Origin of the sequence: Amycolatopsis sp. cmx-11-32 (genome assembly GCF_047608695.1) — a bacterium.
Lineage (GTDB): Bacteria > Actinomycetota > Actinomycetes > Mycobacteriales > Pseudonocardiaceae > Amycolatopsis.
Genome location: NZ_JADNQN010000028.1, coordinates 1 through 17,070, shown reverse-complemented (window position 1 = coordinate 17,070; position 17,070 = coordinate 1). Strand labels below are relative to the sequence as shown.

Genomic DNA, 17,070 nt, shown 5'->3' with positions numbered 1-17,070 from the left:
TTCCGCGCCAACCGATTCGACCACACATCCAAATCCGCATAACTCAACTCGACACCCGAACCGACCAACGCTGTCGCCTCCGCGGAACACACCACCCGCTCCGCGAACAACTCCGGCACCACACCACCCGGCACCGCGACCGCCGTGTCGTTCCATTCCCGGAGTGTCCGGCGCAGTTCGTCCTGGTCGAGAATCCGAAAGGACCGGACGGTGACGGAGGGGTCGGCCGCGACGGTTTCCAGGATCTGGACCAGCCGTGCCGCGATCCGGTCGACCGTCTCGGCGTCGAAGAGATCCGCCGCGCCGATGAGGGCACCCTGCAACCCGGCCGGGTGTCCATCGGTGTCGAGTGCCTCGCGCACCACGAGATCGAGATCGAGGTCGAGGTCGCCCGCCTGCTCGCCGTCGGAGACCGAGTCGATCCGCAGGCCGGGCAACTCCATCACCTGCCCGCGGCCGCGCCCGGCGGAGACGAGGTCCGCGCTTTCCACGGCGGCCATCACCTGGAACAGCGGGTGCCTGGACAGCGATCGGGTCGGCGCCAGCTCCTCGACCAGCTTCTCGAACGGCACGTCCTGGTTTTCGTAGGCGTCCAGCGCGGCTTTCCGTACGCGCCCCACCACGTCGGTGAAGGCCGGATCGCCCGACAGGTCGGCGCGGATCACCAGGTTGTTGACGAAACAGCCGACCAGGTCGTCGAGCCCCTCGTCGGTCCGCCCCGCGACCAGGGTCCCGATCGGGAGGTCCGCACCTGCCCCCAGCCGGGACAGCAGCACCGCCAGCGCGGAGTGCACCACCATGAACAGGGTCGCCCCTTGCTCACGCGCCAGCTCGAGCAGCCGCTGATGGGTGTCCGCGCCGAGTTCCAGCTCGGCGGTGTGGCCACGGGGATCCAGCTGTGCCGGGCGCGGCCGGTCAGTCGGCAGGTTCAGTTCCTCCGGCGCCTCGGCGAGGGTTCGCCGCCAGAACGACACCTGTTCGGTCAGGGTGCTCTCCGGGTCGTCCTCCGCACCGAGAAGTTCGCGCTGCCACAGCGTGTAGTCGGCGTATTGCACCGGCAGCGGCGCCCAGTCCGGCGCGCCTCCCGCCAGCCGTGCCACGTACGCGGTGGAGAGGTCGCGCAGCAACGGGCCCATCGACCAGCCGTCGGCCGCGATGTGGTGCACCACCAGTACCAGCACGTGCTCGCGCGGGCTCACCGCGAACAGCCGGGCCCGCACCGGGATTTCGCGCGCCAGGTCGAAGGCGTACGCGCTCGCGCGCGCCACCTCGTCGTCCAGCGCCGTCGCCTCGACGACCTCGAGTTCGAAGCCCGTCTCGTCGATCCGGAGCACCTCCTGGCGGGGCTCGCCGTCCTGGGCAGGGAAAACGGTGCGCAGCACCTCGTGGCGGCCGAGCACGTCCAACAGTGCGGCGGCGAGAGCGTCGCGGTCCAGCTCACCGGTCAACCGCAGCGCGAGCGGGATGTTGAAGGTGTCGGTGGGGCCGTCCAGCTGCCAGAGGAACCACAGCCGGCGCTGCGCGAACGACAGCGGAATCATGAGATCTCCTTCTCGTGCTCACGCATGGGCCGGAGCGCCGGCCTCGATTTCTTCCCGGTACCGGCGTTCGCCACGATCCACGCGGCTACCTCGGCCGCGGTCGGGTTTTCGAACAGCACCCGGAGTGGCACCTCGGCACCCGCGGACACCCTGATCCTGCTGAGCAACCGGGTCGCCAGCAGGGAATGCCCGCCGAGGGCGAAAAAGTGGTCGTCGGGGCCGACATCGGACAACCCGAGGATCTCCGCGAACGCCTCGCAGACGAGCTCTTCCTCCCGCGTGGCGGGCGGGCGGCCCGCCCCCGCCGCGCCGTCGCCAGGCGCGGGAAGTGCTTTGCGGTCGAGCTTTCCGTTGACGGTCAAGGGCAACACGTCGAGCTCCACGAACACGACGGGCACCATGTACGCGGGCAACTTGCGCAGGACGTACTCCCGGAGCGTCTCGCCGAACCCGTCGGCCTCCGGCTCGGCGCGGACCAGGTAAGCGACCAGACGCCGATCGCCCGCCTGGTACTCCCTGGCCACGACCGCCGCGTCGGCGACCGCCGGATGCGCGGCCAGCACCTGCGCGATCTCGCCCGGTTCGATCCGGAACCCGCGGATCTTGAGCTGATCGTCGACCCGGCCCTCGAAGATCAGCCGACCGTCGGTGGTCCATCGAGCGCGGTCCCCGGTGCGGTACATCCGCCCGCCGGGCACCGTCGCAACACCGTCCACAGTGGACGTGAACGGGCAGGCCACGAACCGTTCGGCGGTCATCCCCGGCCTGCCGAGGTAGCCACGGGCCAGGCTGGCGCCTGCCACGTACAACTCCCCCCGCACTCCGGGCGGCGCCGGGGCCAAGGCGTCGTCAAGGACGTAGACGCGGCTGTCGAGGAGTGCGATCCCGATGTCGGGCGGATCGCCGGGCGACAGCGGCGCGGACATCGACGAGCAGACGGTGGTCTCGGTCGGCCCGTAGGCGTTGACGAACCGGCGTCCGGGCGCCCAGCGCGCCACGAGGTCGCCGGTGAGTGCCTCACCCGCCGACACCAGCGTGGTGACCGGCGCCAGATCCTCCGGAGCGGTCGCGGCGAGCACGGCGGGCGGCAGGGTCGCGTGGGTCACCCCGTGCCTGGCCACTACTCCGGCCAGCCCGGCGCCCGGGAGCAGATCCTCCGCCACTACCAGGCGGGCGCCGGTGCACAGCGCCATCACCAGTTCCCAAACCGACGCGTCGAACCCCGGGGAGGCGAACTGCAGCACCCGGCTCTCTTCGGTGACGGCGAGCCGTTCGACTTGCGAGGCCACGAGCGCGGCGATGCCACGGTGCGAGACCGCCACGCCCTTCGGCCGTCCCGTCGAGCCCGAGGTGTAGATGAGGTAGGCAGGCTGTGCCGGCAGCGGTGGGACGACGGGCGCGGTCCGCTCCGCCTCGGCGGCGCCGAGTACGACGACCGGTGCCTCCGTGCCTTCCGGGATCGACGACCGGTGCTCGGTGGTCGTCAGCACGCACACCGGCCGCGCGTCTCCGAGCAGGTATTCGATCCGTTCGGGCGGGAGCACCGGGTCGATCGGGAGGTAGGCGGCGCCCGCCTTGAGGACCGCGAGGAACGCGACGACCAGATCGGCCGAACGGTCCAGCACCACGGCCACCGCCGATTCGGGGCCCACGCCGTGCCCGGCGAGGACACCCGCCAGCCGATCGGAGCGCGCGTCCAGTTCCGCGTACCCGACGACCGTGTCACCGGCCTCCAGCGCGACCGCTTCCGGCCGTCGCGCGACCTGGGCGGCGAACAGGCCGGGCACCGTCGCCTCGGGCACCCCGAGGCCCGCCGGGTTCCAGTCGTCGAGCACCTGACGGCGTTCGGCCTCGGACAGGAGGTCGATCCGGCTCAGCGGATGAGCGGGTTCGGCGACGACGGATTCCAGCAGCCGCACCAGCCGCGCGACGAGTCCCTCGGCCGTCGGGCGGTCGAACAAGTCCGTGCCGAACTCCAGCGCACCCGAAATCCCGTCCGGGGCGCCTCGCTCGTCGCGTCGCTCGGCGAGGCTGAGCATGAGGTCGTACCTGGCGACGCCGTGCGCGAGTGGTTCGCCGCTCACCTCCAGTCCGGGGAGCCGCAGCTCAGCCTCGGGCGCGTTCCGCACGTCCAGCGCCACCTGGAACAGAGGCTGCCTCGACAGCGAACGCTCCGGAACGAACTCCTCCACCACCCGGTCGAACGGCAGGTCTTGATGCGCGTACGCCGCCAGGTCGGTGTCACGCACTCGCCGCAGCAGCTCCGAGAAGCTCGGGTCGCCCGAGACGTCGGTGCGCAGCACCAGCATGTTCACGAAGAACCCGACCAGTTCGTCCAGCGCGTCATCGGTGCGGCCCGCCAGCGCGGTGCCGATCGGGATGTCGCCGCCCGCGCCCAGCCTGCTCAGCAACGCCGCGAAGGCCGCCTGGAACACCATGAAGAGGGTGACCTGTTCGGTCGAAGCGAGCTCCACCACGCGCCGGTGCAGCTCAGCGGACAGCTCCACCTCGACGTCGCCGCCCTGGTGCGTCGCCACCGCGGGGCGGGGCCGGTCCACCGGAAGCGGGATCTCGTCGGGGATACCGGCGAGGTTGTCGCGCCAGAACGCCAGCTGCCGGACCAGCACACTCTCCGGATCGTCCGCGTCGCCGAGCAGATCCCGTTGCCAGAGCGCGTAATCCGCGTAGTGCACGGGCAACGGCGCCCAGTCCGGCGGCTGACCGGCCAGGCGTGCGGCGTATGCGGCCGACAGGTCCCGTGCCAGCGACGCGGTCGACCAGCCATCGGTCGCGATGTGGTGCACCGCCAGCACGAGGACGTGGTCGTCCGGCGTCACGCGGAGCAACCGCGCCCTGATCGGAATCTCCTCGGCGAAATCGATCGCGTGGCCCGCCACTCGATCGATCTCGTCCGCGACCTCCGCTGCCGCGACCTCGACCACCGGGAGCGCGAAGCCGGTCTCCTCGATCGCCAGAATCCGTTGGTACGGCTCGCCGTCCTCGGCCGGAAGCACCGTCCGCAGCACCTCGTGACGGCCGATCACGTCCCGCAGCGCCGCGGCCACCGCCGTCGGAACCAGCGCGCCGCGCAGCCGGAGGGCGGTCGTGTCGCTATAGCTGGCGCTCGAGCCTTCGAGCTGGCCGACAAACCAGAGCCGGCGCTGCGCGAAGGAAACCGGTGGCCGCTCCGGGCGCTCCCGCGCCGTCAGCGCCAACCGGCCACCGCCTGCCTGCCCCAGCCGTTCGGCGAGGCGGCCCACGGTCAGTGTTTCGAACAGGAGCCGGATCGACACCTCGACGCCGAGCACCGAGCGCACCCGGCTCACCAACCGGGTCGCCAGCAGGGAATTCCCGCCGATGGCGAAGAAGTCGTCGTCGAGGCCGACCCGCTCCCGGCCCAGTACCTGCGCGAACGCCTGGCACAGCAGCTCTTCGTGCGCGGTGGCCGGCGCGCGGCCCTCGCCCGGCGTACTCGCGCCGTCCGCCATCGGGACGAACACCGCCCGGCCCGCGGGTGCGGCTTCGGCCTCGTCGAGCAGCAGGCGACGGGGCCAGTCCGGCAGACTCGTGGCCGCCTCGGTGGTGGTGACCAGCGCCAGTGCTCCGGCGCCAGTGAGCACGGCGGCGACCTGCTCCGCCGGATCCGCCGGATCGACGAGCACGTACCTGCCGCCCGCCTTGCCGACGGCGGCCAGCGCCACCGTCAGGTCACCGGGCTCCCGGACCCCGATCGCGACCACCGACTCCTCGCGCACGCCGAGCGCGGTCAGCCGCCGCGCGAGCCGGTCGGAGCCGGTGTCCATACCCGGTTCGGGACGGGCCCGGCCGGTCACGTCGAGCACGTCCACCGACAGGAGCGGAAGGTCCGGGTTCTCCTCCAGCGCGGTGGTGAGCTTCGCGAGCGTGGTGTGCAGCAGCGCGGCGAACCGGTCCGCGTCCACCGGCCGCACGACATCGACGGAGATGTCGAACTCCACACCGTCGTCGTCGATCGACACGCTCAGCGGGTAGTTGTTCTGCTCCTGGGTGAACAGGGTCTCGACGTCCCCGAGCACGTCGCCTGGCTCGAGGACGACGGGCCGGGCGTGCCGGTAGTTGAACAGCGCGGCGAACAAGGGGCTGCCGTGGGGCAGGCCGCCTGTCTCCTGCGCCAGTGTCAGCGGCGCGTGCTCGTGCGCCAGCAGCTCGGCGAGCTGGTCACGCAGCTCCGTCAGTGCCGTTCCGACCGGCTGCCCGGCCAGGCCGACCCGTACCGGGAGGGTGTTCATGAACAGCCCCGGCACGCGGTCCGCGCCCACGCTCGACCGGCCGAGCAGCACCGTGCCGAACACGATGTCGTCGCGTCCCGCCACCGCCGCGAGCAGCCGCGCCCATGCCAGGTGGAAGATCGTCGCCGGGCTCATCCCGAGCGATCGCGCCAGCGCCCGCACCCGGCTCGCCACACCGCCGTCCACCGTCAACTTGCTCAGCCCGGTCGCCGTGCCATCACCGTGCACGTCCAGCAGCCCGTAGGGCGCGCCGGTCTCCGTGACATCCCCGACGAGCCCGGCGAAATACTCCCGGTGCGCCTCTTCGGGCACGCCAAGCCGGGCCTGCGCCACGAAATCCCGGAACGGCGCCGGGGTGGGCAGCGTGCCGGCCCGGCCAGCCAGTATCGCCTTGATCTCGTCGAGCACGATGTCGAGCGCCGTGTGGTCCTGGACAAGGTGATGCATCCGCACCAGCGCCAGCCATCCGGTGCCGCCGCCCGGTTCGGCCGCGATGTGCACGGTGAGCAACGGTGCCCGGCGCAGGTCCATCCACCCACCGGCGGCGGACAGTAGCTGTCCGAGCGCGTCACCGCCGCCGGAGTCGAGGGTGACCTCCGTGACCGGCAGCTCGGCGTGTCGCCACACGACCTGGACCGGCTCGGCCAGCCCGTCCGAAACGAGCGCGGTGCGGTAGACGTCGTGCCGGTCGACCACCTGTCGCAGCGCGGCCAGGAAGGCTTCCAAGCGTTGCCGCGCCCCGAAACGCAGGACGAACGGCATGGCGTAGACGTCGTCGTCGCCCTGGTCGGTCATCAGGTGGTGGAAGAAGATGCCTTCCTGTAACGGCGCCAGCGGATACACGTCCTGCACGTTGGCCGCCCCACCCGGCACCGCCTCGACCACCCTGGCGATCTCCGCTTCGGTCAGGTCCACCAGCGGCAGCATTTCGGGCGTGATCTCGCCGGTGCCCGGCGGGATCAGGTTGGGCGGTACCACCACCGGTTCCGGACCCGCCACCGCCGCCAGCGCGGCCGGTGTCGGTGTCACGAACAGCGTTCTGACCGAGACCGATACTCCGCGCTGCCGCAGCCACTCGACGAGTGACACCGCCGACAGCGAATGCCCACCGAGTGCGAAGAAATCGTCGTCGACGCCGACCACGGGCACGCCGAGGATCTCGGCGAACGCCTTGCACACCAGTTCTTCCTGGGCGGTGGCCGGGGCGCGTCCGGTGCCCGTGTCGTGCCGCGGGTCAGGGAGCGCCGCCCGGTCCACCTTTCCGTTGACCGTCAGCGGAAGGACGTCCAGCTCGACGAACGCCGAGGGCACCAGATAGCCGGGCAGGCGCTCGGTGGTGTGCGCGCGTACCGCGTCGATGATCGAGGCCCCGGTGTCCGCGGGTACCAGGTAGCCGATGAGCCGCTTGTCGCCCGGAACGTCTTCCCGGACCACGACCGCGGCGTGCGCGACCCCCGGATGCCCGGCCAGCACCACCTCGACCTCACCCGGCTCAACCCGGAACCCGCGAATCTTCACCTGCCCGTCCACCCGCCCGACAAACACCAGACGCCCCGCGGCATCCCACTTCACCCGATCACCCGTGCGATACATCCGGCCACCCGAACCAAACGGACACGCCACAAAACACTCCGCAGTCCACAAAGGACGATTCAAATAACCACGCGCCACACCCGCACCCGCCACATACAACTCACCAGCCACCCCCACCGGAACCGGCCGCAACCGCTCGTCCAGGACATACACCCGCGTGTTATCCATCGGACGCCCAATCGGCAACACACCATCAACCTCACCCACGGCACCAACCTCGTACTGAGTGGCACACAACGTCACCTCGGTCGGCCCGTACAACTGCCGCACCACCACCCCAGGATTCGACTCCAACACCCGCCGCACGGACCCGGCCGGAACCACGTCCCCACCCGTCAACACCTCACCCACACCCGCGAAACAGGACGGATCCCGATCCGCCAGCACCCGGAAAAGGCCGGCCGTCACGTGCACATGGGACAGCTCGTGTTCCGCGATCAGCCGTCGGATCGTCGTCGCCTCCACCCGCTCGTCGGGTGCCACCACCACGGTCCCGCCCGACAGCAACGGCACCCACAACTCGTACGACGACGCGTCAAAAGCATGCGGCGCGTGAAAGAGCACCCGTGGCGTCTCACCCCAGCAGCGGTCCTTCGCCAACCGCACGACGTCTCGGTGGGTGGCCACGACGCCCTTCGGGGCCCCGGTCGAACCCGACGTGTACATCACATACGCGGCACCGTCCGGGGCCACCGCGCCGGGAAGATCCACCACGGCGTCCGTCTCGGCGTCGGCGGGGATCACCGTGAGTCCGAGATCGTGCTGAGCCGTCGCCTCGTGCACCACCAGCACCGCGGCGCCCGCGTCCTCGGCCACGGCGCGCATCCGCGCGACCGGCCAGCCGGCGTCCAGCGGCAGATACGCCCCACCGGCTTTCAGCACCGCCAGCAGCGTCACCACCACGTCGGCCGACCGCTCCAGCAGCACCGCGACGACCGACTCCGGTCCCACTCCCGAGGCGACCAGCACCCGCGCCAACCGCTCGGCCCGCGCGTCCAGTTCGCCATAGCCGAGCCGGACGCCCTCGGCGACCACGGCCACCGCGTCACGATCGACCGCTACCCGGCGCGCGAACGCCTCGGGCACCGACACCTCCGGGGCGGCTACCGGCATCTCGTTCCACTCCGTCAGAATCCGCCGCCGTTCGTCCACTTCGAGCACGTCCACCAAGCCGATCGGGGTGCCCGGGTCCCGTGCCATCGTCCGCAGCACGTGGACGAACCGATCCGCCAGCCGCGCGGCGGCGTCACGGTCGAACAGGTCGGCCGAGACGATGAGAGCGCCGCTGATGCCGGTCGGCACGCCCGCCTCGTCGAAGCTCTCGCCGAGGCTCAGATCGAGATCGACCTCCAGCGACTTGACCGCCGAAGGCAGTGCGGCAACCCGCAGACCGGGCAGGATCAGCGGCGGCTCTTCGTCCCGGCCGGCGTTCTGCAGGGTCATCATCACCTGGAACAACGGATGCCGCGCGAGGGATCGAACCGGGGCCAGTTCCTCCACCAGCCGTTCGAACGGGACGTCCTGATGCGCGAACGCGGACAGCGAGGTCTCCCGGACGCGGCCGAGCACCTCGGTGAGACTGGGATCGCCGGCCAGGTCGGTGCGCATGACGAGGGTGTTGACGAAGAACCCCACCAGGTCGTCCAGGGCCTGGTCGGTCCGTCCCGCCACCGCGACGCCGATCGGGATGTCCGTGCCCGCCCCCAGCCGCGCCAAGGTGACGGCGAGCGCCGCCTGGAGCGCCATGAACACGGTCACGCCCTCAGCACGGGCCAGCTCCAGCAGCGCGCGGTGCAGGTCCGCCAGGATCTCCACTTCGGCGACGTGTCCGAGGCGCGAGGTCTCCGCGGGACGGGGCCGATCGGCGGGAAGGTCCAGCTCTTCCGGTGCGCCGTCGAGCGTGTCACGCCAGTACGCGATCTGCTGTGACATGAGGCTCTCGCCGAGCAGTTCCCGTTGCCACAACGTGTAATCGGCGTACTGGACGGGAAGCGAATTCCACGTCGGACTCCCGCCTGCCAGCCGCGCCGTGTACGCCGCGGACACGTCGCGTGCCAGCGGCTCCATCGACCAGCCGTCGCCCGCGATGTGATGCACCACCAGGACCAGGACGTGGTCCTCCGGCGTCACCGGGAACAACGTCGCCCGCAGCGGAGCTTCGTTGGCGAGATCGAAGGTGTGTCCGGCCGCCCTGGCGATCGCGTCGTCGAGATCCACGGGCGCCACCTCGACCACGTCCAGCGCGAACCCGGACTCGTCCGCCGAAAGCACCCATTGGCAGGGCTCTCCCCCGGCGGTCCGGAACACGGTGCGCAGCACCTCGTGGCGCCCGACCACATCACGCAACGCCGCCGCGAAAGCCGCTCGGTCCAAGGAGCCGGTCAGACGCAACGTCAACGGGATGTTGTAAGTGGGGCTCGGTCCCTCCAACTGACCGAGGAACCACAACCGACGCTGCGCGAACGACAACGGCATCGGTTCTGGCCGCTCCCGCGCCACCAGCGCCACCCGGCCCGGCGACGCCACCTCGGTGAGCCTGGCCGCCAGGCGCCCGGGTGTCGGGGCCTCGAACAGCGCGCGCAGTGGTAACTCGACCGACAGCGCCATCCGCACCTGACTCACCAAGCGCATCGCCAGCAGTGAATGCCCGCCCAGCGCGAAGAAGTCGTCATCGACCCCGACCGACGGCAGCGCCAGTGCCTCCGCGAAAGCCTGGCAAAGCAGCCCTTCCGTGGCGTTCGCCGGAGCACGGCCGGTAGCGGCCGAATACGCCGGCGCGGGCAACGCCGCCCGGTCCACCTTTCCGTTGACCGTCAGCGGGAATCGGTCCAGCTCCACGAACGCCGACGGGACGAGATACTCCGGCAGGCGCTCGGATACATAGCTTCGCAACGGTTCGGCGGCGGGCACTTCCCGGGGCACCACGTAACCGATGAGCCGCTTGTCGCCCGGAACGTCTTCCCGGACCACGACCGCGGCGTGCGCGACCCCCGGATGCCCGGCCAGCACCACCTCGACCTCACCCGGCTCAACCCGGAACCCGCGAATCTTCACCTGCCCGTCCACCCGCCCGACAAACACCAGACGCCCCGCGGCATCCCACTTCACCCGATCACCCGTGCGATACATCCGGCCACCCGAACCAAACGGACACGCCACAAAACACTCCGCAGTCCACAAAGGACGATTCAAATAACCACGCGCCACACCCGCACCCGCCACATACAACTCACCAGCCACCCCCACCGGAACCGGCCGCAACCGCTCGTCCAGGACATACACCCGCGTGTTATCCATCGGACGCCCAATCGGCAACACACCATCAACCTCACCCACGGCACCAACCTCGTACTGAGTGGCACACAACGTCACCTCGGTCGGCCCGTACAACTGCCGCACCACCACCCCAGGATTCGACTCCAACACCCGCCGCACGGACCCGGCCGGAACCACGTCCCCACCCGTCAACACCTCACCCACACCCGCAAAGCACCTCGGATCCTCGTCGACCAGGATCCGGAGCAAACCGGCCGTCACGTGCACGTGCGACAACGCGTGTTCGGCGATCAACCCGCGCAGCACAGCGGCTTCCATCCGCTCCGCCGGTGCCACCACGACCGTGCCGCCCGACAACAACGGCACCCACAACTCGTACGACGACGCGTCAAAAGCATGCGGCGCGTGGAACAACACCCGCGACGGCGACCCCCAGCAACGGTCCTCCGCCAAGCCCACGACATCCCGGTGGGTCGCCACCACACCCTTCGGCACGCCCGTCGACCCCGACGTGTACATCACATACGCCGCCGCTGTTTCCCGGACGACCGGAAGCGAGCCCTCGTCCACCCCGGCGTCCGCCCGCACCTCCACGACACCGAGGTCCTGGCCCGCCATCGCCTCACTCACCACGAGCAGACAGGCACCCGCGTCCGCCAGCACCGAACGTGTCCGCGCCGCCGGCCAAGTCGGGTCCAGCGGCAGGTACACCCCGCCCGCCTTCAGCACCGCGAGGGCGGCCACGACCAGCTCGGCAGAGCGTTCCATCAGCACGGCGAACACGGGCTCCCGACCGATCGCGCCACCGACCAGTACCCGCGCCAGCCGGTCCGAACGCGTGTCCAGCTCGCGGTAGGTGAGTTCCCGGTCCGCCTCCACCACGGCGATCGCGTCCGGATCCGCCGCGACGCACGCCGCGAACGCTTCGGGCACCGACTTGCCCAGCGCGGGTGTCGCGGTGTCGTTCCACTCCGCGAGGATCCGTTCCCGCTCGACCTCACCGAGCACGTCCACTGTGGACAGTGGTGTTCCGGGGGCCTGCTCCAACGCGATTGCCAGGCTCTCGACACAGGTGAGCATGAGCGCACCAGCCCAGGCCGGGTCGACCGCGGCGGCGGCCTCCACCTCCAGCTCGAAACCGGCTCCGTCGTCGTCCACCGACACGACCAGCGGGTAGTTCGAGTAGTCCCGCACCAGCACCGGGGTCACGCCGTCGAGAGCGGCCCCGGGGTTCCGCCCGGACGGCAGGTTGTGCCGGTAGTTGAACAACGCGGTGAACAAGGGACCGGTCCCGGCCATCCCGCCGGCCCGTTGCGCCGTGGCGAGCGGAGTGTGTTCGTGGACCATGAGCTCGGCGAGCTGACGGCGCACGGCCGCGAGGGCCGCGGCCACGCTCGCGTCTGCCAGACGCACCCGTACCGGAAGCGTGTTGATGAACAGCCCCGGGTTACGGCCGGAGCCCGCACCGGCGTTCATACGTCCGAAGAGGACAGTGCCGAACACGACGTCCTCGCGACCGGAAAGCGTACCGAGTACCCGCGCGAACGCCAGATGGAACAGCGTCGCCGGGCTCACTCCGAACGTCCGTGCCAGGCCGCGGAGCCGCTCGGTCAGCGCGGGGTCCACCGGCAACCGGGTCTGCGCCGAGTCGGTGCCGTCGCCGTAAACATTCGTGAGGCCGTAGGGAGCGGTGGTTTCGGTGACGCCGGCGAGCAACTCGGTGAAGTGGCGTTCGTGGTCTTCCGGAGTAGTTCCGCGCCGTGCTTGCGCGACGAAGTCGCGGAAACGGACCGGCGGCGGCGTCTGCTCCGCCTGCCCGGAGAGGAACGCGCGAAGTTCGTCGAGCAGCACATCGAACGTGGTGTGATCCTGGATCAGGTGGTGGATACGCAGCAGCACCAGCCAACCGCCGTCCGGGACCGCCAGCACCCACACCCGCAGCAAAGGCGCCCGCGTCAGGTCGATGGCGGATTCGCTCGCGGCCAGGAGCTGCTCGGCCGGGTCAGGGCCGCGCGGGTCGAGAACGACCTCCTCGACCGGTAGCCCGGCGCGGCGGGTGACCACCTGTACCGGCTCCCGAAGTCCGTCGGAGATGACCGCGGTGCGGTAGATGTCGTGCCGATCGATCAACCACCGCAACGCCGTCAGCAGATCGTCCACCCGCTGCAGGTTGTCCACGGCCAGCACGGTCGGAGTCGCGTACACATCCGTGCCACCCCGCTCGGTCATCAGGTGGTGGAAGAAGATGCCTTCCTGCAACGGTGCCAGCGGATAGACGTCCTGGATGTTCGGTGCCCCACCGGGAACCGCGGCCACCACCCGCGCGATCTCGTCCTCGGTCAGGTCGACCAGCGTCAGCATCTCCGGCGTCAACTCGGTGGCACCATCCGGAATCAAATTCGACGGCACCTCCACCCAACCGGACCCGGCGACAGCGGCCAATCCAGCCGGGGTCGGTGTCGTGAACAACGCCCGCACCGACACCGACACACCACGCTGACGCAACCACTCCACCAACGACACCGCCAACAACGAATGACCACCCAGCACGAAGAAGTCGTCATCCACACCGACTCGCCCCAGACCAAGCACCTCGGCGAACGCGGCGCAAAGCAGCTCCTCCCGCGCGTTCACCGGCGCGCGGCCGATACCCGTGAGACCGGCGAAGTCCGGCGCGGGCAGTGCCTTGCGGTCGAGTTTCGCGTTGACGGTCAAGGGGAAGGCGTCAAGTTCGACGATCGCCGAGGGCACCATGTACGAGGGCAGCCGCTCAGCCAGGAAGACCCGCAACTCCTCACCGGACACCGCGCCGGCGAGAGTCACATAGCCGGCCAGCCGAACGTCGCCCGGAACGTCTTCCCTGGCGATCACCACGGCCTGGTCGACATCGGGGTTGGTCAGCAGAACATTTTCGATCTCCCCTGGCTCCACCCGGAAGCCGCGGATCTGAACCTGATCATCGACCCGCCCCAGGAACACCAACTCGCCGTCGGCAGTCCACCGCACCCGATCCCCGGTGCGATACATCCGTTGCCCCGACTCGAACGGGCACGCCACAAAACGCTCACCGGTCAACCCCGTGCGGCCCGCATACCCCCGGGCCACACCGGCGCCGGATATGTACAACTCTCCATTCACCCCGGCCGGAACCGGCTCCAACCCATCGTCCAGCACATACACCCGGGTATTGGCGATCGGCCGACCGATCGGCACCGGCCCAGGGCCCACATCGGTCCGGCAGCGCCACACCGTGGCATCGACGGTCGCCTCACTCGGACCATAGGTGTTGAACATCGTGCGCCCGCCAGCCCAACGTTCAACCAACTCCGGCGGACACGCCTCACCCCCGACATCCAACACGAACCCCGGATCCAACACATCACCCGGCATCGTCGCCACCACCGCCGGCGGCAACGTCGCATGCGTCACCCCCTCCTCGACCAAAAACCGGGCCAGCTCACCCCCCAACCGCCGATCCGACGGCACAATCACCAACGCGGCCCCCGACAACAACGCCAAAAGCCACTCCTCACAAAACATGTCAAAACCCACCGACGCGAACTGCGCAACCCTGCTCCCAGCCCCCACCCCATAACGCTCATGACTCACCGACAAACTCACACACGCCTCATGCGTAACCACCACACCCTTCGGACGCCCCGTCGACCCCGACGTATAAACCACATACGCCGCATTCCCCGGCAACAACCCCGAAACCCGATCAACATCCAACACCGGACCAGCATCGAACCCGGCAACCCCAGTCACGAACCCCGGCGAATCCACCACCAAAACCGCGCCGGAATCCTCCACCAGAAAACGAACCCGCTCAACCGGAAAACCCGGATCCACCGCCAAATACGCACCACCAGCCTTCAACACCGCCAAAACAGCGACCATCAACTCCAGCGAACGCTCCAACACCAAAGCCACCACCGACTCCGGCCCCACCCCAGCCACAATCAATTTCCGCGCCAACCGATTCGACCACACATCCAAATCCGCATAACTCAACTCGACACCCGAACCGACCAACGCTGTCGCCTCCGCGGAACACACCACCCGCTCCGCGAACAACTCCGGCACCACACCACTCGGCACCGGAACCGCCGTGTCGTTGATTTCGCTGAGCAAGTCGGCGAACTCGGGGCCGAGGATCGGTATTGTCGCGAGCCTGCGATCCGGGGCGTCCACAAGGGCGGTGACAAGATTCTCGACACAGGTGTGCAGCAGCTCGCACACCTGCACCGGATCCACTGGCGCCACGGCCTCCACGACCAAGTCGAAACCGGTAGAGCCCTGGTCCACCGAGACGTCGAGCGGGTAATTGGTGTGTTCCCGCACGGAAAGCACCTGGAAACCGTCCAGTCCGGACTCGTCAGAATCGGCATCCTGAACGTGGCGGTAGTTGAAGATCGAGGTGAACAAGGGCCCGCCCCCGGACAGCCCGCTGGCCGCCTGCGCCAGGGTCAACGGCGCGTGCTCGTGCACCATCAGGTCAGCGAGCTGGTCACGCATCCCGATCAGCGCCTGGCCGGCGTCTTGGCCAGCGAGGTCCACCCGGACCGGGAGGGTGTTGATGAACAGGCCCGACACCCGATCCGCGGCGGCGCCGGCGTTCATCCGTCCGAACAGGACGGTGCCGAACACGACGTCGCTCCGGCCGGACACCGCCCCGAGCACGCGAGCCCACGCCAGGTGGAACACCGTCGCCGGGCTGACGCCGAGGTTCCGCGCCACCTCCCACACGCGGGCCGCCAGGTCGGCGTCCACGGTCAGCCTGCCTTCCGCGGCCGTGCTGCCGTCGCCGAGCACGTCCGTCAGGCCGTACGGCGCGGTCGTCTCGGTGACATCGCCGAGCAGGTCGGCGAAGTACCGCTCGTGCTCCCCACGCGGCACTCCCAACCGTGCCTGCGCGACGAACTGGCGGAACGGGACCGGTGCGGGCAGCCGACCGGATTGCCCGGCCATGAACGCCCGCACCTCGTCGAGCAGCACGTCCGACGCCGTATGGTCCTGCACGAGGTGGTGGACGCGCACCAGCGCCAGCCACTGTCCGGTGTCTTCTTCCGCCGCGACGCGCACGTCCATCAGCGGAGCGCGGCCGAGGTCCAGCCGCCCGCCGTCCGCCGCGAGTACCCGGACCGCGATATCTTCGACGACCGGCAGTTCAGCGTGTCGCACCACCACCTGCACCGGCTCCCGCATTCGCTCCCACACGATGGCCGTGCGGTACACGTCGTTGCGATCCACGACCTGCTGTAACGCGGCGAGGAAAGCGTCAAGACGGCCTCGAGAGTCGAACCGCAGCACCGAGGGCGTGACGTAGACGTCGGTTCCGTCCTGTTCGATCATCACATGGTGAAAGAAGATGCCTTCCTGCAACGGCGCCAGCGGATACACGTCCTGCACGTTGGCCACCCCACCCGGCACCGCCTCGACCACCCTGGCGATCTCCGCTTCGGTCAGGTCCACCAGTGGCAGCATTTCCGGGGTCAGTTCGGCGGTGTCGTCCGGAATCAGGTTCGGCGGCACCACCACGGATTCCGGGCCCGCCACCGAGGCCAGTCCGGCCGGAGTCGGCATCGAGAACAACGCCCGCACCGAGACCGACACCCCGCGCTGCCGCAGCCACTCCACCAGCGACACCACGAGCAGCGAATGCCCGCCCAGCACGAAAAAGTCGTCATCCACACCGACTCGTTCCAGGCCGAGCACCTCGGCGAACGCCTGGCACAGCACTTCTTCCCGCGCGGTCTCCGGCGCGCGACCGGTGCCCGCGAGACCCGCGAAGTCCGGCGCGGGAAGGGCCTTGCGATCGAGTTTCGCGTTGGGTGTCAACGGGAAAGCGTCGAGAACGACGATCGCCGAGGGCACCAGGTGGGACGGCAGCTGCGCTGCCAGGAAACCTCGCACGTCGTCGACCGAGATCGCGGCACCCACGACGTAACCGGCCAGCCGGACATCTCCCGGAATGTCTTCCCTGGCGATCACCGCCGCCTGGTCGACGTCAGGATGCGTCAGCAGGACACTTTCGATCTCCCCTGGCTCCACCCGGAAACCCCGGATCTGAACCTGCTCGTCCAGACGCCCCAGGAACACCAACTCACCATCGGCAGTCCACCGCACCCGATCCCCGGTGCGATACATCCGCTCCCCTGGCTCGAACGGGCACGCCACGAACCGTTCACCGGTCAGGCCCGCGCGGCCCACATAGCCCCGCGCCACTCCGGAGCCGGCCACGTACAACTCGCCCGCCACCCCGGCCGGAACCGGCTCCAAGGTCTCGTCCACCACATACACGCGGGTATTGGCGATGGGGCGGCCGATCGGAACCGCCGTCCCCGGCTCGAGACCGGGACGGCAGCGCCATACGGCGGCGTTCACCGTCG

At 69.5% G+C, this 17,070-nt stretch carries 2 protein-coding genes; both read right to left on the bottom strand.

Going from position 1 to position 17,070, the window contains the following annotated elements; translation table 11 throughout:
* Positions 1–1,541, bottom strand: a 1,541-nt coding sequence (locus tag ACM6LR_RS38735) for a condensation domain-containing protein (protein WP_414942903.1), incomplete at its 3' end; no start/stop codon positions are given.
* Positions 1,538–17,065, bottom strand: a complete 15,528-nt coding sequence (locus ACM6LR_RS38730; protein ID WP_414945599.1) for an amino acid adenylation domain-containing protein — start codon at positions 17,063–17,065, stop codon at positions 1,538–1,540. The genes ACM6LR_RS38730 and ACM6LR_RS38735, both read right to left, overlap by 4 nt.
* Positions 17,066–17,070: the final 5 nt, after the last annotated feature.